Source organism: Caballeronia catudaia (genome assembly GCF_001544755.2).
GTDB lineage: Bacteria > Pseudomonadota > Gammaproteobacteria > Burkholderiales > Burkholderiaceae > Caballeronia > Caballeronia catudaia.
The window spans coordinates 16110-33829 of record NZ_FCOF02000002.1; the positions used below are offsets into that span (position 1 = coordinate 16110).

Genomic DNA, 17720 nt, shown 5'->3' on the forward strand with positions numbered 1-17720 from the left:
CCGAGCGTAACTCTCTGTATAATCGCGTGTTTTCCCCGCGTGGTGCGTGGAAAGAAGTTAAGTTTCCCGCACGAGCGGGAAAGAATTTTGAGTGAGGTTCTCAATGTACGCGGTCATAAAAACCGGCGGCAAGCAGTATAAGGTTGCCGTTGGCGAAAAATTGAAAGTAGAACAGATACCGGCAGACATTGACGCTGAAATCACGCTCGACCAGGTTCTCGCAGTAGGCGAAGGCGAATCGATTCAGTTCGGTACGCCGCTGGTCAGTGGGGCTTCCGTCAAAGCTACCGTCGTGTCGCAAGGTCGTCACAAGAAAGTGACCATCTTCAAGATGCGTCGCCGGAAGCACTACCAAAAGCACGCTGGCCACCGCCAGAACTACACCGAACTGCGCATCGACGCGATCAACGCGTAAGTGCATCGGGTAAGGAGCTAAGTAAATGGCACACAAAAAAGCAGGCGGGTCTTCCCGCAACGGCCGCGACTCCGAGTCGAAACGCCTCGGCGTGAAGGTGTACGGCGGCCAGGCAATCAACGCGGGCGGCATCATCGTTCGCCAGCGCGGCACGCGCATGCATCCGGGTGAGAACGTCGGCATCGGCAAGGATCACACCCTGTTCGCACTGACCGACGGCCACGTGAAGTTCGTGACCAAGGGCGCCGCACGGAAGCACACGGTCGTCGTCGTCCCGGCAGCGTAAGTTTTTACGCACGGGCTTCAGGACCGGAAAAATGGCCCCGCGAAGTTCGCGGGGCCATTTTCATTTGGTGCGATCAACTCGAATCATGAGTGACCGCAAAAGTCGGTCACGGCAAAATACAGCAAACACGGGACGGAGCAACGCATGAAGTTCATTGACGAAGCGAGGATCGAAGTCATCGCCGGCGACGGGGGAGATGGCAGCGCGTCGATGCGCCGCGAGAAGTTCGTCCCGTTCGGCGGTCCGGACGGCGGCGACGGCGGCCGCGGCGGTAGCGTCTACGCGATCGGCGATCGCAATATCAACACGCTGATCGATTACCGGTTCTCCAAAAAGCATCAGGCGCGCAATGGCGAAAACGGCCGCGGCGCGGACTGCTACGGCAAAGGCGGCGACGACATCACGCTGCGCATGCCGGTCGGCACGATCATTTCGGATCAGGAAACGGGCGAGATCATCGCGGACCTGACCGAGCACAATCAGCAGGTGCAGATCGCGCAGGGCGGCGCGGGCGGCCTCGGCAACCTGCATTTCAAGTCGAGCACGAACCGCGCGCCGCGTCAGAAAACCGATGGCAAGCCGGGCGAGCGCCGCATGCTCAAGCTCGAACTGAAAGTGCTCGCCGATGTCGGCTTGCTCGGCATGCCGAACGCAGGCAAGTCCACGTTCATTTCGTCGGTATCGAACGCGCGGCCGAAGATCGCGGATTATCCGTTCACGACGCTCGCGCCGAATCTCGGCGTGGTGCGCGTCGGGCCGAGCAAGAGCTTCGTGATCGCCGACATTCCCGGCCTGATCGAAGGCGCGGCGGAAGGAGCGGGCCTCGGACATCGCTTCCTGCGTCACTTGCAGCGCACCGGCGTGCTGCTGCATCTCGTCGACATGGCGCCGTTCGATGAAAACGTCGATCCGGTCGCGGAAGCGAAGGCCATCGTCAACGAACTGCGCAAGTACGACGAGACGCTCTACGAGAAGCCGCGCTGGCTCGTGCTGAACAAGCTCGACATGGTGTCGGAAGACGAGCGCGAAGCGCGCATCGCCGATTTCGTCGAGCGGTTCGAGTGGGACGGTCCGGTCTTCGAGATTTCCGCGCTGACGGGCCAGGGCTGTGAAGCGCTCACGTATGCGATCTACGATTACATTTCGCAGCATTCGGACGCGTCACGCGCGGCGGAAGCGGAAGATCTGGCCGCCGACGTGCGTTTTCGGGACGATGCGCGCGACGACGGCGCCGCGAAGGAATAAACGCAACCACGAGGAGAAAGCGCACGATGCGTTCGGTCATCGCCGCTGCGAAGCGAATCGTAGTGAAAGTGGGATCCAGCCTCGTCACCAACGACGGGCGCGGACTCGACCATGCGGCCATCTCTCGCTGGGCGGCGCAGATCGCGGCGCTGCGCGAGCAGGGCAAGGAAGTCGTGCTCGTGAGCTCGGGCGCGATCGCGGAAGGCATTCACCGGCTCGGCTGGACGAAGCGGCCACGCGAGATCGATGAATTGCAGGCCGCCGCCGCAGTCGGCCAGATGGGTCTCGCGCAGGTCTACGAAAGCAGCTTCGGCGCGCACAACATCCGTACCGCGCAGATTCTGCTGACGCACGCGGATCTCGCCGACCGCGAACGCTATCTGAATGCGCGCTCCACATTGCTCACGCTGCTGCGCCTGGGCGCCGTGCCGATCATCAACGAGAACGACACGGTCATCACCGACGAGATCAAGTTCGGCGATAACGACACGCTCGGCGCGCTGGTCGCGAACCTGATCGAAGGCGATGCGCTCGTCATCCTGACTGACCAGCGCGGTCTCTTCACCGCCGATCCGCGCAAGGACCCGAACGCGACGCTCGTCGAACAGGCCGATGCCGGCACGCCCGAACTCGAGCAGATGGCCGGCGGCGCGGGTTCGAGCCTCGGGCGCGGCGGCATGCTGACCAAGATACTCGCGGCGAAGCGCGCGGCGCATAGCGGTGCGAACACGGTGATCGCGAGCGGTCGCGAAGCCGATGTGTTGACGCGCCTCGCGTCCGGCGAACTGATCGGCACGCAACTCATCGCGCGCATGGCACGCATGGCGGCGCGCAAGCAGTGGATGGCGGATCACTTGCAGGTGCGCGGGCACGTCGTGATCGACAACGGCGCGGTGCGCAAGCTCACCGACGACGGCAAGAGCCTGCTGCCGATCGGCGTGATCGACGTGAAGGGCGCGTTCGATCGCGGCGAGGTGATCGCGTGCATCGACGATCAGGGGCGCGAGGTCGCGCGCGGCATCACGAACTACAGCAGTTCGGAGGCGCGGCTGATTCATCGGCGGCCGAGCGGGGAGATCGAAACCGTGCTCGGGTACATGCTGGAGCCCGAGCTGATCCATCGAGACAATCTCGTGCTCGTCTGAAGCGAAAAACGAAAACGCCCGCTGATCCAGCGGGCGTTTTCACTTTGGCGCGCGGTGAAATCAGCGCACGTTGATCGAGCTCTGCGTGCGCTTGTACTGAATGTTGTTGACGATCTGCTTCGCCGTGCCGACCGGCAGCTTGCTCGCGCAGAAATAATCCTGATAGAGCGCCGCCTGATACGCGTTCAGCTCACCGTTCTCGATGCGTTTGAAATCGAACGCGACACCCTGATCCCAGCCGTTCTGATCGTCGTTGATGCTTGCGTAACGGCGCCATTCGTAGGTGTCGCAACGAATGCCTTCGTAGTTGACATTGCGCGCGCCCGCCGGACTCGTTACGACGATCACGTAACGCACGACGCCGTCTTTGCCGACCGTGAGCGACGTTTTATCGACGGCGAAGGTGAGCGGCGTGTTCTGCGAAACGTTGAAGGCGAGCAGATTCGATGCTTGCGGCAGGGGCGGCATCGTGTCGATCTTTTCCTCGGTCCAGTTCGGCTTGCGATCGAGCAGATAGGTGAACACGCCGTCGTCTTGCGTGGACGGCGCTTTGTTGCTGGAGCAGCCGGCGAGCACGGCAAGCGCTGCCGCAGATGCTGCGAGTACCGCGAGTGAGGCGTTCACTTTCAATTGGGTCTTCCCGAAAAACATGCGCGCGGACCGCGAAGCCCCGGCCCGGCGAAACAAAGCGAGATGGCACGGCGAGAAGTTCGCCGTGCCATCGATCGCAATCGAGTTGAGTGTCAACGTGTGCAATGAACTGCTGCGATCTGTCTCACGAGGAGCGCTGGATGATCACATGCACTTCTTCGCTGACCGTGCATTCTGCCTGAACCGCCGCGCCGGAGGCAGTAACAGCAGGTGCTTCGATCGTCATCGTCTGCAGCACGCGCGGATAGCGCGGCCCGTGATGCGCGGCACGCTCGCCGCGTTCGCCGCGGGAGTTGGTGCGCCGCAGGAAGCGGGACAGCTCGGTGAGAGCCATTTGATAAACGTCACGCTTGAACTCGATAACCGCATCCAGCGGCACCCAGTATTCGTTCCAGCGCCAGGCATCGAATTCCGGATGGTCCGTCGCGCGCAGGCAGATGTCGCAATCGCGTCCTACCATGCGCAGCAGAAACCAGATCTGTTTCTGACCGCGATAGTGTCCGCGCACCTCACGCTTGATGAACTTGTCCGGCACCTCATAACGCAGCCAGTCGCGCGTGCGACCGACAACTTTCACGTGCTCCGGAAGCAGACCGGTTTCTTCGTGTAACTCCCGATACATGGCTTGCACGGGGGTCTCGCCGTATTTGATGCCCCCTTGCGGAAACTGCCAGGAATGTTCACGCAGTCGCTTGCCCCAAAACACTTCGTTGCGCGCGTTCAAGAGGATGATGCCGACGTTCGGGCGAAAGCCTTCACGATCCAGCATACAGCCACCTTCAAATCCTTTAAAATTGCTTTGATTATAAACAGTTAACGGACCCCGCGCATCGGTTCGAACCCGCGGCGCGCACCTGCATGCGGGCATGAATTTCTCGCGCCGGGTTCACGGCTCTTTGCCAGGGTTTGCGGAAGACGGCAAAATCTTCTTCTTCATGCAGAGCCGTCGACCGTTTCAGTCGCTCACCTTCGATACGCCAGCTCCGGCGCCACACCGGCTCCGAAGCGCGCGCCGCTTTTGGAAAATTTGAATGAAAGCATCCCGTTTCTTCATCGGCACCCTGAAAGAAGCTCCCGCCGACGCCGAGATCGTCAGCCACAAGCTGATGATGCGCGCCGGCATGATCCGCCGCGTCGCGGGCGGCATCTACGATTACATGCCGATCGGCCTGCGCTCGGTGCGCAAGGTCGAAGCCATCGTGCGTGAAGAGATGAACCGCGCGGGCGCGCTCGAACTGCTGATGCCCGCCGTGCAGCCCGCCGAGCTGTGGCAGGAGTCGGGCCGCTGGGAGCAGTACGGCCCGGAACTTCTGCGCTTCAAGGACCGCCACGAGCGCGATTTCGTGATGGGCCCGACGCACGAGGAAGTCGTGACGGACATCGCGCGCCGCGAGATCAAGAGCTATCGGCAGTTGCCGGTGAACTTCTACCAGATCCAGACGAAGTTCCGCGACGAAATCCGTCCGCGTTTCGGCGTGATGCGCGGCCGCGAGTTCATCATGAAGGACGCCTATTCCTTCGATAAGGACCTCGACGGCCTCGCCGAGACGTATCGCAAGATGTACGACGCGTACGTGCGCATCTTCACGCGCATCGGTCTCGACTTCCGCGCGGTCGCGGCGGACAACGGCTCGATCGGCGGCAGCGGCTCGCACGAATTTCACGTGATCGCCGAGACGGGCGAGGACGACATCGCGTATTGCCCGAGTTCGGACTACGCGGCCAACGTCGAAGCGGCCGATGCCTTGCCGCTCATCGCGCAACGCGCCGCCCCCACGGAAGCGTTGAAGAAGACGCCGACGCCCGGCGCCGCGAAATGCGAGGCGGTCGCGCAGCTTCTGAGCATTCCGCTCGAGAAGACCATCAAGTCGATCGTGCTCGCGACGGAGAACGAAGGCGCCGAGCCGACCATTTGGCTCTTGATGCTGCGCGGCGATCATTCGCTCAACGACATCAAGACGAGCAAGCTGCCGGGCCTCGCGGGCTATCGTTTTGCGACGGAAGCCGAAATTATCGAATGGTTCGGCACGCCGCCGGGCTATCTCGGCCCGATCGGCACGAAAAAGCCGGTGCGCGTGATCGCGGATCGCACGGTCGCGAACATGAGCGATTTCGTCGTCGGCACGAACGAGGTCGATTACCACACGACCGGCGTGAACTGGGGCCGCGATCTGCCCGAGCCGGAAGTGGCGGATATCCGCAATGTCGTCGCGGGCGATCCGTCGCCGGACGGCAAGGGCGCACTGGAAATCTGCCGTGGCATCGAAGTGGGCCACGTGTTCCAGCTCGGCACGAAGTATTCGGATTCGATGGGCGCGACGTTCCTCGACGAGAACGGCAAGCCCGCGCCGATGCAGATGGGCTGCTACGGCATCGGCGTGACGCGTGTGCTGGGCGCGGCGATCGAACAGAACTTCGATGACAAGGGCATCATCTGGCCGGAAGCCATCGCGCCGTTCGAAGTCGTGATCTGCCCGATGGGCTACGACCGCAGCGACGCCGTGCGCGAGCAGGCCGACAAGCTCTACGCAACGTTGCAGCAAGCGGGGATCGACGTGATTCTCGACGATCGCGGCGAGCGTCCGGGCGTGATGTTCGCGGACTGGGAGCTGATCGGCGTGCCGCATCGCATCGTGATCGGCGATCGTGGTCTGAAGGAGGGCAAGTTGGAGTATCAGGGCCGCCGCGATACCGAAGCCACGCTGCTGCCGGTCGATGAAGCCGCTGACGCCGTCATCGGAAAAGTGCGGGCCGCGCTCGGGAAGTAATGCAGTACAACTTCCTTTCGGCGACGATCCTGCTGCTGCTGATCACCGATCCGCTCGGCAACATTCCGATCTTCATCAACGCGTTGCGCGGCGTCGCGAAAGAGCGGCGCCGCGTCGTGATCTTGCGGGAAGTCGCGATCGCGTTCGGCATCCTGCTGGTGTTCATGATGGCGGGCGACCGCTTTCTGCGCGCGATGAATCTGACGGATTTGTCGTTGCGCATCGGCGGCGGGATCGTGTTGTTTCTGATCGCATTGCGGATGATTTTCCCGCATCCGGACGGCGCGATGGGCGGCGATTCTCGCGGCGGAGAACCTTTGATCGTGCCGCTCGCGATTCCGGCGCTGGCCGGGCCGTCGGCGCTCGCGACGGTGATGCTGCTGACGTCGCAGGCGCCGGGCAAGATGCTCGAATGGGTCGGCGCGCTGACCGTCACGATGATCGTCTGCGCGACGGTGCTGGTCCTTGCCGAGAAGATTCAGCAGTGGCTCGGCGAGCGTGTCGTCACTGCGTTCGAGAGATTGATGGGGCTCGTGCTAGTGGCGATTTCCGTCGAGATGATGTTGACGGGGATACGCACTTTCGTGCATCAGCTTCAATGAAAAAAGCGGCCGGTCGGCCGCTTTCTTTTTGCGAGGCGCGAATCACGCGCCCTCGGTCAACGCCCGAATCGTCGGCAGATTCCGCCAATAGCCTTTCGCATCCATCCCGCACCCGAACACGTACCGATCCGGCACTTCGAAACCGCAGAAATCCGGGCGCAGCGGCTTCGCCTTCGGGATGATCTTTTCGCACAGCACCGCCGACAGAAACGTCTTCGCGCCCATCGCCATGATGCGGTCGCGGATTGCGGCCATCGTTTCGCCTTCGTCGAGGATGTCGTCGAGCACGAGCACCACGCGGTCCTTCACCGATTCCGCCGGCGCCACGCGCCATTGCATCTCGCTGCCGCCCTTGATGGCGTTGCGATAGCGCGTCAGGTGGATGTAATCGAATTCGAGCGGGAAATCCAGATGCGGCAGCAGCATGCCGGTGAACACGGCCGCGCCCCCCATCACCGAAAGCACGAGCGGGAAGTCGTCTTGCGTCGCCGCCTTGATGGACGAGGCCATCTTGCCGATGGATGCGTTGACTTCGTCAGCCGTCACGATCTCTTCGGAGTGGCTGAAAATATGGAGGGCTTCTTCGCGATTCATAAGGGGAAGCGGGAAAGGCTGACTTCTTAGTGTGGAAAAAAACGGCGGCGTGCGCCATATGATAAACCCGCGCTTCTTTCGAGTCGGACGACCGAAGAGGACGCGGGTTCAATAAAAGTGTGTGTCAGCGCATGCCGGGCAACATGCCCTTCATGCCGCGCATCATTTTCTGAAGGTTGCCGCCCTTCAGCTTCTTCATCATGCCGCGCATCTGCTCGTACTGATTGAGCATGCGGTTCACTTCCTGCACGTGCACGCCTGCGCCCGCGGCAATGCGGCGTTTGCGCGCGGCCTTGATGAGCTCGGGCTTCGCGCGCTCCTTGATGGTCATGGAGTTGATGATGCCTTCCATGCGGCGCATCTGTTTCTCGGCGTTGTTCATGTCCGCGCCTTGCGCCGCCTGCTGGAACTGCGCCGGCAGTTTGTCCATGAGCGATGACAGGCCGCCCATGTTCTTCATCTGCGCGAGTTGCGCCTTGAAGTCGTTCAGGTCGAAGTCGCCGCCTTTCTTGACCTTGTCGGCGAGCTTCTGCGCGGTGGCCGTATCGACGCCGCGCTGAGCCTCCTCGACGAGCGCCAGAATGTCGCCCATGCCGAGAATCCGGTTCGCCATGCGGTCCGGATGGAAGACTTCGAGGCCGTCGAGCTTTTCCGCGACGCCGACGAACTTGATCGGCTTGCCCGTGACGTGACGCACCGAGAGCGCCGCGCCGCCGCGCGAATCGCCGTCGAGCTTGGTGAGCACGACGCCGGTGAGCGGCAGCGCGTCGTTGAACGCTTTGGCCGTGTTGACGGCGTCCTGACCCAGCATGGCATCGACGACGAAGAGCGTTTCAGCGGGCTTCAGCAGCGTGTGCAGCTCGCTGATCTCGTTCATCATCGCTTCGTCGATGCCGAGGCGGCCGGCCGTATCGACGATCACGACATCGTGATAATGGCGCTTTGCCCAGTCGATCGCCGCGCGCGCGATGTCCGCGGGCTTCTGATTCGGCTCCGACGGGAAGAAATCCGCGCCGACCTGTTCGGTCACCGTCTGCAACTGACGAATAGCAGCGGGGCGATAAACGTCGACGGAAACGGTGAGCACCTTCTTCTTGCTCTTCTCACGCAAGATCTTGGCGAGCTTGCCGGTGGTCGTGGTCTTACCCGCGCCCTGGAGACCGGCCATCAGAATGACCGCGGGCGGCGCGACGGCAAGATTCAGTTCGGCGGCCTTGCCTTCGTAATCGCCGCCGATCACGGCTGTCAGTTCTTTCTGCACGACGCCGACGAGCGCCTGACCCGGCGACAGGCTCGACAGTACTTCCTCGCCGAGCGCCTTTTCCTTCACCTTCGCGATGAACTCGCGCACGACCGGCAGCGCCACGTCCGCTTCGAGCAGCGCCAGACGGACTTCCCGCAACATCTCTTGCGTGTTGGCCTCGGTGAGCCGAGCCTCGCCACGGAGCGTCTTGACGACGCGCGCCATCCGTTGAGTCAGATTATCGAGCATGGGGAAATGGTAGAAAATGCGGCCCTTTTTCGATGCAAAACGACGTGCCGCCCCGCGCTGACGCAAGGGGGAAACCGTCGTGGATCAAGGGCCTAGTGTAAACTTCGAACATGGATATTGTACTGTATGCCCTCACTGCGCTTCTCTACGGCGGACTGGCCGTGGCGGGCTGGCGCGCGCATCGCCACACGGCCGTGGAGCCGGCGCTGGCCGGCGTGCCTACGGGCATCGCGCCGGCCGCTGCGCCCAAAAAGTCGCCGGACATGAGCGCGGGCATGGGTCATTCGGGCCGCGCTCTATTATTAATAGCGCTGCTCGTGCACGGCCTGCTGCTGCACACGACGATCTTCCCCCAGAACGCGATGGTCTTCGGCTTCGCGTTCGCGCTCTCCGCGATGTTCTGGCTCGGCGCGGGCATCTACTGGATCGAAAGTTTCTTCTTCCCGCTCGACGGCTTGCGTCTGCTCGTGCTGCCGCTCGCGTGCATCGCGTCGCTGTTGCCGCTCCTGTTCGGCGGCGTGCGCGTGCTCTCGTATTCCGCCGCGCCGATGTTCAAGCTGCACTTCCTGATCGCGAACATCGCGTACGGGCTGTTCGCGATCGCCGCGCTGCACGCCGTGCTCATGCTCATGCTCGAACGCCGCCTGCAACGCATGCGCGGCATGGCCACGCGTCATACCGGCAACGGCTGGCTCACGAGTTGGCTGGACACGCTGCCGCCGCTGCTGACGCTCGAAAAACTGCTGTTCCGTCTGATCGCGGCCGGTTTCGTGCTGCTCACGCTCACGCTCGTGTCGGGCATCGCGTTCAACGAACAACTGGTCGATCGCGCATTGCGCCTCGATCACAAAACCGTGTTCGCCTTCCTCTCCTGGCTGATGTTCGGCGCGCTGCTCACCGCGCGCCGCATCTCCGGATGGCGCGGACGCGCCGCGTTGCGCTGGGTGCTCGCTTCGTTCGCCGCGCTGCTGCTCGCGTATGTCGGCAGCCGCTTCGTGTTCGAAGTGCTGCTGCATCGCGCGGTCGTCTGAGCGCGGGAAGGGCGCACTTTTATCGGCATTTGAAACGATGCGAAATTTCATCTTCCTTATCGTCCTGTTCTTTGTGTTCCAGTGGCTCCTGAAGAAACTGCGCCGCGCGAACGAGCGCGCGCAGCAGGGCGATGCACAAGCGGGCGGCGCGACCGCCGGAGGCGCGTCCGGCGCGCGTCGGACGAACCACGGCAACGGCGCCGCTTCGCACGACGCGCCGCAGCTCGCCGATCCGCTCATCCGCTGCGCGCAATGCGGCGTGCATACGCCGCGCAGCGAATCCATCGTTGTCGCGGGCCAGCGCTTCTGCTGCGCCGATCACGCGCGCCACTACGCGGCTCGTCCGACCGGCCGCGACGCGCGATGAACGCTCACGTCCCATCGAAGCGGGATCCGCACATCGACGCGCAAGGCTGGCTCACGAACGCGACGCGCCTGCCGTCGCCAAACTTCGAGGGGCGTCCGGACAACGCGGCGCCGACGCTCATCGTCGTGCACAACATCAGCTTGCCGCCCGATGATTTCACAACGAACGCGATCGCCGATTTCTTCCTCAACACGCTCGATCACGATGCGCATCCGTACTTCGATCACCTGCGCGGCACGCGCGTGTCGGCGCACTTCGTGATCCGCCGCGACGGCGAGACGCAGCAGTTCGTCTCCTGCGATGAACGCGCGTGGCACGCGGGCGTCTCGTCGTTCTGCGGACGCGAGCGCTGCAACGATTTTTCGATCGGCATCGAGCTCGAAGGCAGCGACCGCGTGCCGTTCGAAGACGCGCAATACGAAGCGCTCGCGCGGCTTGCGCGCATCATCGTGAAGCGCTATCCGATCGACGCGGTGGCCGGTCATTCCGACATCGCGCCCGGCCGCAAGACCGATCCCGGTCCTCACTTCGACTGGCCGCGCCTGCGTCACGACAGCGCGCTGCCACCGTCCTTCTTCCCCTTTCTGTCGAACATCTGACGCGGCGTACGGTCTTTCTCGCTGCGGCGCAACAGCGTCGCGCGCGAGGCCTTGCCGTGCTTTGCGACAGCAAAAGTCAACCCCGCGGTGGCATGTCGAAGGTAAATAAAACTTTTTGAGACTGCCCGGATGTCCACTATACTTGGTGCCGAAAGACGTACTTGGCACTAGATCTTGTGTTGTTGTGGCGGCGCCCGCTCAGCAGAGCCGGCGCCGCCGGCTCTCCGGCGTAGAAGAAGTTTGGCTGGCCCGGGGCGATGCGCGAGGCGGTTCTCTTTGCGAGGAGAGCGTCGCCGGGCGCATCGGGCGTCAGCGAGCAGCACCGTGAAGAAGGCAAGCTAGCGAGCGCGAGTTGCGTCGACCGACACCGCGCGCCAACGCGGGCACCGCATGAGACGCCAAGAACAATGCGGGCCGTAAGCGCCGCGATTCGTGTTATCCGGCCTGCTGCATTCACAGCCCGGCTATACCGCCAAAACACCGCGCGACGGTCATGAAGTTTCGTGACGTGCGGGGCATAAGTGATAAATCCGCGGACCATCCGCATCATTCGAACACCAGGAGTTTTGCACATGCAAACCACCGAGAACGCCACGACTTCCTTCGAAGGCGCCTCCGCACAGCCGAAGGGCGGTGCGCAAGCCGTGGGCGCCGAGGCGCTCGCGCCGAACACGACGTTTGCCGACTACAAAGTCATCCGTCGGAACGGAAGCGTGGTGTCGTTCGAGCCGACGAAGATCGCGATCGCCGTGACGAAGGCGTTCATCGCCGTCAATGGCGGCCAGGGCGCCGCGTCCGCGCGTGTGCGCGAGCTCGTCGATCAACTGACGCAAGCAGTCGTGCGCGCGCTCGTGCGCAGCCGTCCGCATGGCGGCACGTTTCACATCGAAGACATTCAGGATCAGGTCGAGCTCGCGCTGATGCGCGGCGGCGAGCACAACGTCGCGCGCGCTTACGTGCTGTATCGCGAGAAGCGCACGCAGCAGCGTTCGCAAGAGCGCTCGTCCGCGCAAAACGCGCAGGGTCATGAAGGCGGCGTCATCAACGTGACGGACAACGGCGTCACGCATCCGCTCGACATGGACGCGCTCAAGGGGCTGATCGTTTCCGCATGCGCGGATCTGGGCGAAGCGGTGTCCGCCGAGCCGATCGTCGCGGAAACGGTGAAGAACCTGTACGACGGCGTGCCGATGTCGCAGGTCTACGACTCGGCCATCCTCGCCGCGCGCACGATGATCGAAAAGGACCCGGCGTACAGCCAGGTCACGGCGCGCATCCTGCTGCACACGATCCGCCGCGAAATTCTCGAAGGCGAAGTGACGCAAGCAGAAATGGGCGAGCGCTACGCCGAATACTTCCCGCTGTTCATCAAGCGCGGCGTCGAAGCCGGCCTGCTCGACGACAAGCTCCAGCAGTTCGACCTGAAGCGCCTGGGCGCCGCGCTCGACGCGAACCGCGATCTGCAATTCGGCTATCTCGGCCTGCAGACGCTGTACGACCGTTACTTCCTGCACGTCGAAGGCACGCGCATCGAGTTGCCGCAGGCATTCTTCATGCGTGTCGCGATGGGTCTGTCGCTGAACGAAATCGACCGCGAGGCGCGCGCCATCGAGTTCTACAACGTGTTGTCGTCGTTCGACTTCATGTCGTCGACGCCGACGCTGTTCAACTCGGGCACGCATCGCTCGCAGCTCTCCTCGTGCTATCTCACCACCGTCGCCGACGACCTCGACGGCATCTACGAAGCGCTCAAGGAAAACGCGTTGCTTTCGAAGTTCGCTGGCGGCCTCGGCAACGACTGGACGCGCGTGCGTGCGCTCGGCTCGCACATCAAGGGCACGAACGGCAAGTCGCAGGGCGTCGTGCCGTTCCTGAAGGTCGTGAACGACACGGCCGTCGCGGTGAATCAGGGCGGCAAGCGCAAGGGCGCGGTGTGCGCGTACCTGGAGTCGTGGCACCTCGACATCGAGGAATTCCTGGAGTTGCGCAAGAACACGGGCGATGACCGTCGCCGCACGCACGACATGAACACGGCGAACTGGATTCCCGACCTGTTCATGAAGCGTGTGATCGAAGGCGGCGACTGGACGCTGTTCTCGCCGTCCACGTGCCCGGACCTGCACGACCTGTTCGGCGCGGACTTCGAAAAGGCGTACGTCGCTTACGAAGAGAAAGCCGCACGCGGCGAGATCAAGCTGTTCAAGAAGCTGCCGGCGGCGCAACTCTGGCGCAAGATGCTCGGCATGCTGTTCGAGACGGGCCATCCGTGGATCACGTTCAAGGATCCGTGCAATGTGCGCTCGCCGCAGCAGCACGTCGGCGTCGTGCATTCGTCGAACCTGTGCACGGAAATCACGCTGAACACGAGCGACACCGAAATCGCCGTCTGCAATCTCGGCTCGGTGAACCTCGTCGCGCACATGGTGAAGCAGGCCGACGGCACGTTCGCGCTGGATCACGCGAAGCTCAAGCGCACGATCAGCGTCGCGATGCGCATGCTCGACAACGTCATCGACATCAACTACTACGCGGTGCCGAAGGCGCGTAACTCGAACCTGAAGCATCGTCCGGTGGGCATGGGCATCATGGGCTTCCAGGACTGCCTGCACTTACTGCGCACGCCGTACGCGTCGGGCGAAGCGGTCGAGTTCGCGGATCGTTCGATGGAAGCCGTCTGCTACTACGCCTACTACGCGTCGACGGAACTCGCGGAAGAGCGTGGCCGATATGCGACGTATCGCGGCTCGCTGTGGGATCGCGGCATCCTCCCGCAGGATTCGCTGAAGCTGCTGGAGCAGGCGCGCGGCGGTTACGTTGAAGTCGATATGTCCGAGTCGATGGACTGGCCCGCGCTGCGTTCGCGCATCTCGACGTACGGCATGCGCAACTCGAACTGCGTGGCGATCGCGCCGACGGCGACGATCTCGAACATCATCGGCGTGTCGGCGTGTATCGAGCCGACGTTCCAGAACCTGTACGTGAAGTCGAATCTGTCAGGCGAATTCACGGTCGTGAACGACTACCTCGTGCGCGATCTGAAGGCGCGCGGCCTGTGGGACGAAGTGATGGTGTCGGATCTGAAGTACTTCGACGGCACGCTCTCGCGCATCGACCGTATCCCGGCCGATCTTCGCGCGATTTACGCGACCGCGTTCGAAGTCGATCCGAAGTGGCTGGTCGAAGCGGCGTCGCGCCGTCAGAAGTGGATCGATCAGGCGCAGTCGCTGAACATCTACATGGCGGGGGCGTCGGGCAAGAAGCTCGACGAGGTTTATAAGCTCGCGTGGGTGCGCGGTCTCAAGACCACGTACTACCTCCGCACGATGGCGGCGACGCACGTCGAGAAGTCGACGGTCGCGCACGGCGCGTTGAACGCGGTGCCTTCGGGCGACGGTGGCAGCGGCGCGGCTGGCGGGTTCGGCGGTGGCGTGGGCGGTGGTGCATCGGCGGCTGGCAATGGTGGGTTCAATGCCGCCGCGGTCGAAGCGGCTCCCGAAGCCGATGGTCCCGTGTGCATGATGCGTCCGGGGGATCCGGGTTTCGACGAGTGCGAGGCCTGTCAGTAAGGTTCGACTGAGCCAGTCGAAGCGGGCCGGTATCGGGGCAGCTTTATGATTGCTTCGGTGTCGGTCCGTTTTTGTTTTTCTGGGCTTTCGGGGAATCCTGTTTTCGTGTTGGTTTATTGGCGTTGCCCCTGTGCGGGGCGGCACCTACTTTCTTTGCTCGGGACCAGAGTAAGCGCTAAAGCGCCAACTCTGGTCGACGCAAAGAAAGTAGGCAAAGAAAGCAACTCTCCCCAGCCTAAGCACTTCACACCGGCCGCGGCACAGGCGATCGATCTAATGGCCCCCGGAGTAGCGAGTGCTCTCGAAGGACTAACCGGGCGTGGATCGCGCACGGTCTGCCGCCCGATAACGTTAAGCGAACCGGTTCAGCACGAAAGGGTTCCGGCACAGCGCTACGCGCTGCCGCAGGGTCTGCGACGGAAGCCAATCAACCGCGAGAGCAGCGCGATCGAAGCGTTAGCAAAGAAGCGCACGCAAACCCGATTGACCGATCGGCCGCGAAGCGGGCTGGAGCTAAATGGTGCTGAACCAGTCAGTTGTGCGGTGCGATGTGTCAGACCGTGCGCGATCCAAGCCCGGTGAGACCTACGAGAACACTCGCTACTCTGGGGGCAGCGCCAACAGCAAAGAAGCGACCCTCACCCCCGCGTCCCACGCGAAATCTCCGTCCCGGCGTCATGCGCGAGCCGCGCGGTAATCGGCATCGAAAGAAACGAGAAGAACCCGACGACGACAAACGCAGGCCAGAAGTCGGACCATTGCACGCTCGCATGACCGTTCAGGTATTGCGAGAGCTCGAGCGTGATGCCCGCAACCGTGACGCCAAGACCAAGCGACACCTGCTGCACGAAGCTCGCAAGACTGGTCGCCCGGCCGACATCGCGTGTTTCGATCTCCGCATACGCAAGCGAGTTGAGGCTCGTGAACTGCAACGCAGGGAAGAAGCCGCCGAGCAGTACGACGGCCCAGATCACCCAGGTCGGCGTGCCGGGAAAGAACGCGCCGCACGCGGCGATGGCGATGCCCGACAACGCCGCGTTATAGAAGAGCGTCTGCCGGAAGCCGAAGCGATGCAGCACGCGCGAAGCAAGCGAGCGCATGAACATGCCGCCGAACGCGGACGCACAGGTGATCGCGCCGGACTTGAACGCAGTCATGCCGAGTCCTTCCTGCAGCGCGAGTGGCAGAAGAAACGGTACGGCGCCGAGCCCGATGCGAAACATCGAACCGCCAAGGACGCTCGCCTGGAACGTCGGCACGCGGAAGAAGCGCAGGTCGAGCAGCGGCTTCTCCGCGCGACGCGCGTGGACGCAGTACAGCACGACCATCAGCGCGCCGGCGGCGCACATCGCGTAGGCGGTGCCTTGCGGGATCAGTTCGCCGCCGACGAGCGAGAGCCCGAGCAACAGCAGCACGCCCGCGCCCGCAGAGAGGAAGAAGCCGAACCAGTCGAGCCGGCCCGGATGTTCCTCGTGCGAATTGGCGATGTAGCGGTTGGTCAGATAGATGCCGAAGATGCCGATCGGAATGTTGATGAAGAAGATCAGGCGCCAGTGCAGATAGGTGGTGATGAAGCCGCCGAGCAAGGGACCTACCGCGGGTCCGAGCATTGCGGGCACGGAGAGATAGTTCATCGCGCGAATGAACTCCGAGCGGCGCACCGAGCGAAAGATGATGATGCGGCCGACGGGCACCATCATCGCGCCGCCGACGCCCTGGATGAAGCGCGCGACGGTGAACGGCCCGAGCGATGTCGATGCCGCGCAGAGCAGCGAGCCGACGACGAACACGCCGATGGCCGTGCGGAACACGGCGCGTGCGCCGAAGCGGTCGGCGACCCAGCCGCATATCGGTATGAAGACGCCGAGCCCGAGCACATAGCTCGTGACGGCGACTTTCAAGGTAACGGGATCGCGTCCGAAGGCGCGCGCCATTTCAGGAATCGCGGTGACGATGACATTGGCGTCGACGCTTTCCATGAACATCGCGCACGCGACGATGAGAGGAGCAATGAAAGCTTTGACGGCGAGTGGCATGGTGAATCGCGATCAACTCTTGGCGGCAAGAGCGGCGATTATGGCACCGATATGGAGCAGTCGCTGAGGGATCAAAGCGCATTACGTGCTGCGATGAACATTGAACGAGGAATGAAGAAGCGATGGACCCGCACGATCTGCAACGGCTCGTCACGCAGACGATGCCCTACGGCAAGTACAAGGATCGCGTGCTCGCCGATCTGCCTGGTCACTATCTCGCGTGGTTCGCGCGTGAGGGTTTTCCAGAGGGCAAGCTCGGTGCGCTGCTCGCATTGATGCACGAGATCGACCACAACAATCTGCGTTCGCTGCTCGATCCTCTGCGTGGCCGATGAGGGTTTCCGTGGCATGGCGCATCTTTGCTTAAACACGCTATAGGTTGTATCGGCCTGTTTTGCAAGCACAAGATATTGTGGAAATAAGAGACGCGGAATGATAGACTTCGGCAACGGATTCGACGCGCAGGGCAGGCAACAGAGCGTCATTTGAATGCCCGCGAGAGCGCGTTTCGAATGAAGCAGAGCGCCTTCGATGACATGCATCGAAGGTCATCGAAGAGCGGGCAAATCGATCGCTCGTCGACGCATGTTTTGCATCGCATCGAGTGTCACCGAGAGACATCGTCAATGAACGCAACGAGTCACGCTTCGATGCGTTCGTCATCGAACGCAGCAACGCGTCGATGTTCGCAGTGAAGCGCGGCGCCCGCTAGCGGCCGCGCACGGAGCATCAGCCGCGACGCCTTATGCGGCGGGGCTTTCGACGCAGCGAAACCAAACAGTCGAAGCACGTCGCGTAGCCATCGGCATCACTCGATCAGGACCGCTTCACACACGATTCGAGAGGTATGGCATCGAGCTTCGAACATGAAGTGAAGAGCCAAGTGTTGTATGCAGGTAGCAACGTCGAATCTAAATCGCATG

At 62.6% G+C, this 17720-nt stretch carries 16 protein-coding genes; 11 read left to right on the forward strand and 5 right to left on the reverse strand.

Going from position 1 to position 17720, the window contains the following annotated elements; all coding sequences use genetic code 11:
* Positions 1–103: 103 nt before the first annotated feature.
* The 4 genes from rplU (at position 104) to proB (ending at position 3091) form a co-directional block, all read left to right on the forward strand.
* Entirely contained in the window at positions 104–415 is a 312-nt protein-coding gene (gene rplU / locus AWB75_RS02290; protein ID WP_008342953.1) for a 50S ribosomal protein L21, read from the forward strand.
* Positions 416–440: 25 nt separating this feature from the next.
* Positions 441–701: a 50S ribosomal protein L27 gene (gene rpmA, locus AWB75_RS02295; protein ID WP_061122473.1), complete on the forward strand. Its 261-nt coding sequence runs from the start codon at positions 441–443 to the stop codon at positions 699–701.
* A 144-nt stretch (positions 702–845) separates the two neighbouring features.
* Positions 846–1946 (forward strand): Obg family GTPase CgtA, encoded by a 1101-nt coding sequence (cgtA, locus tag AWB75_RS02300; protein WP_061122474.1) that lies wholly within the window; start codon positions 846–848, stop codon positions 1944–1946.
* A gap of 26 nt (positions 1947–1972) precedes the next feature.
* Positions 1973–3091 carry a glutamate 5-kinase gene (proB, locus tag AWB75_RS02305; RefSeq protein WP_061122475.1) on the forward strand — a complete coding sequence of 373 codons (1119 nt, stop codon included), beginning with the start codon at positions 1973–1975 and terminating at the stop codon, positions 3089–3091.
* Positions 3092–3151: 60 nt separating this feature from the next.
* Here the strand turns inward: proB and AWB75_RS02310 are convergent, their stop codons facing one another.
* Entirely contained in the window at positions 3152–3742 is a 591-nt protein-coding gene (locus AWB75_RS02310) for a CNP1-like family protein (protein WP_061122732.1), read from the reverse strand.
* Positions 3743–3866: 124 nt separating this feature from the next.
* Positions 3867–4511 (reverse strand): RNA pyrophosphohydrolase, encoded by a 645-nt coding sequence (locus tag AWB75_RS02315; RefSeq protein ID WP_061122476.1) that lies wholly within the window; start codon positions 4509–4511, stop codon positions 3867–3869.
* 262 nt (positions 4512–4773) lie between these two features.
* On the opposite strand from AWB75_RS02315, the gene AWB75_RS02320 reads away from it, so the two are divergent.
* Together AWB75_RS02320 and AWB75_RS02325 are read left to right on the forward strand one after the other, a co-directional pair.
* Complete coding sequence (locus AWB75_RS02320; protein WP_061122477.1) at positions 4774–6510, forward strand: proline--tRNA ligase; 1737 nt, start codon at positions 4774–4776, stop codon at positions 6508–6510.
* On the forward strand, positions 6510–7112 hold the full coding sequence (locus AWB75_RS02325) for a MarC family protein (protein ID WP_061122478.1): 603 nt from the start codon (positions 6510–6512) through the stop codon (positions 7110–7112). The genes AWB75_RS02320 and AWB75_RS02325 overlap by 1 nt, the downstream gene beginning before the upstream one ends.
* A gap of 42 nt (positions 7113–7154) precedes the next feature.
* Here AWB75_RS02325 and AWB75_RS02330 read toward each other — a convergent pair whose 3' ends face one another.
* Together AWB75_RS02330 and ffh are read right to left on the reverse strand one after the other, a co-directional pair.
* Positions 7155–7706 (reverse strand): hypoxanthine-guanine phosphoribosyltransferase, encoded by a 552-nt coding sequence (locus AWB75_RS02330; protein WP_053568795.1) that lies wholly within the window; start codon positions 7704–7706, stop codon positions 7155–7157.
* Positions 7707–7830: 124 nt separating this feature from the next.
* Positions 7831–9198 carry a signal recognition particle protein gene (gene ffh / locus AWB75_RS02335; RefSeq protein ID WP_061122479.1) on the reverse strand — a complete coding sequence of 456 codons (1368 nt, stop codon included), beginning with the start codon at positions 9196–9198 and terminating at the stop codon, positions 7831–7833.
* Positions 9199–9308: 110 nt separating this feature from the next.
* Here ffh and AWB75_RS02340 point away from each other — a divergent pair, with 110 nt between their 5' ends.
* From AWB75_RS02340 to AWB75_RS02355, 4 genes are all read left to right on the forward strand, one after another.
* Positions 9309–10229 carry a cytochrome C assembly family protein gene (locus tag AWB75_RS02340; protein ID WP_061122480.1) on the forward strand — a complete coding sequence of 307 codons (921 nt, stop codon included), beginning with the start codon at positions 9309–9311 and terminating at the stop codon, positions 10227–10229.
* A 37-nt stretch (positions 10230–10266) separates the two neighbouring features.
* On the forward strand, positions 10267–10596 hold the full coding sequence (locus AWB75_RS02345) for a PP0621 family protein (protein WP_061122481.1): 330 nt from the start codon (positions 10267–10269) through the stop codon (positions 10594–10596).
* Entirely contained in the window at positions 10593–11195 is a 603-nt protein-coding gene (ampD, locus tag AWB75_RS02350; RefSeq protein WP_061122482.1) for a 1,6-anhydro-N-acetylmuramyl-L-alanine amidase AmpD, read from the forward strand. The genes AWB75_RS02345 and ampD overlap by 4 nt, the downstream gene beginning before the upstream one ends.
* Positions 11196–11767: 572 nt before the next feature.
* Complete coding sequence (locus AWB75_RS02355; protein ID WP_061122483.1) at positions 11768–14761, forward strand: ribonucleoside-diphosphate reductase subunit alpha; 2994 nt, start codon at positions 11768–11770, stop codon at positions 14759–14761.
* 638 nt (positions 14762–15399) lie between these two features.
* Here the strand turns inward: AWB75_RS02355 and AWB75_RS02360 are convergent.
* Positions 15400–16797, reverse strand: a complete 1398-nt coding sequence (locus AWB75_RS02360) for an MFS transporter (protein WP_061122484.1) — start codon at positions 16795–16797, stop codon at positions 15400–15402.
* 122 nt (positions 16798–16919) lie between these two features.
* On the opposite strand from AWB75_RS02360, the gene AWB75_RS02365 reads away from it, so the two are divergent.
* Positions 16920–17132: a DUF3820 family protein gene (locus AWB75_RS02365; protein ID WP_061122485.1), complete on the forward strand. Its 213-nt coding sequence runs from the start codon at positions 16920–16922 to the stop codon at positions 17130–17132.
* Positions 17133–17720 lie beyond the last annotated feature (588 nt).

Coding starts and splice junctions, on each gene's coding strand:
- rplU (WP_008342953.1), top strand. CDS start 104: ATGTACGCGGTCATAAAAACCGGCGGCAAGCAGTATAAGGTTGCCGTT.
- rpmA (WP_061122473.1), top strand. CDS start 441: ATGGCACACAAAAAAGCAGGCGGGTCTTCCCGCAACGGCCGCGACTCC.
- cgtA (WP_061122474.1), top strand. CDS start 846: ATGAAGTTCATTGACGAAGCGAGGATCGAAGTCATCGCCGGCGACGGG.
- proB (WP_061122475.1), top strand. CDS start 1,973: ATGCGTTCGGTCATCGCCGCTGCGAAGCGAATCGTAGTGAAAGTGGGA.
- AWB75_RS02310 (WP_061122732.1), bottom strand. CDS start 3,742: ATGTTTTTCGGGAAGACCCAATTGAAAGTGAACGCCTCACTCGCGGTA.
- AWB75_RS02315 (WP_061122476.1), bottom strand. CDS start 4,511: ATGCTGGATCGTGAAGGCTTTCGCCCGAACGTCGGCATCATCCTCTTG.
- AWB75_RS02320 (WP_061122477.1), top strand. CDS start 4,774: ATGAAAGCATCCCGTTTCTTCATCGGCACCCTGAAAGAAGCTCCCGCC.
- AWB75_RS02325 (WP_061122478.1), top strand. CDS start 6,510: ATGCAGTACAACTTCCTTTCGGCGACGATCCTGCTGCTGCTGATCACC.
- AWB75_RS02330 (WP_053568795.1), bottom strand. CDS start 7,706: ATGAATCGCGAAGAAGCCCTCCATATTTTCAGCCACTCCGAAGAGATC.
- ffh (WP_061122479.1), bottom strand. CDS start 9,198: ATGCTCGATAATCTGACTCAACGGATGGCGCGCGTCGTCAAGACGCTC.
- AWB75_RS02340 (WP_061122480.1), top strand. CDS start 9,309: ATGGATATTGTACTGTATGCCCTCACTGCGCTTCTCTACGGCGGACTG.
- AWB75_RS02345 (WP_061122481.1), top strand. CDS start 10,267: ATGCGAAATTTCATCTTCCTTATCGTCCTGTTCTTTGTGTTCCAGTGG.
- ampD (WP_061122482.1), top strand. CDS start 10,593: ATGAACGCTCACGTCCCATCGAAGCGGGATCCGCACATCGACGCGCAA.
- AWB75_RS02355 (WP_061122483.1), top strand. CDS start 11,768: ATGCAAACCACCGAGAACGCCACGACTTCCTTCGAAGGCGCCTCCGCA.
- AWB75_RS02360 (WP_061122484.1), bottom strand. CDS start 16,797: ATGCCACTCGCCGTCAAAGCTTTCATTGCTCCTCTCATCGTCGCGTGC.
- AWB75_RS02365 (WP_061122485.1), top strand. CDS start 16,920: ATGGACCCGCACGATCTGCAACGGCTCGTCACGCAGACGATGCCCTAC.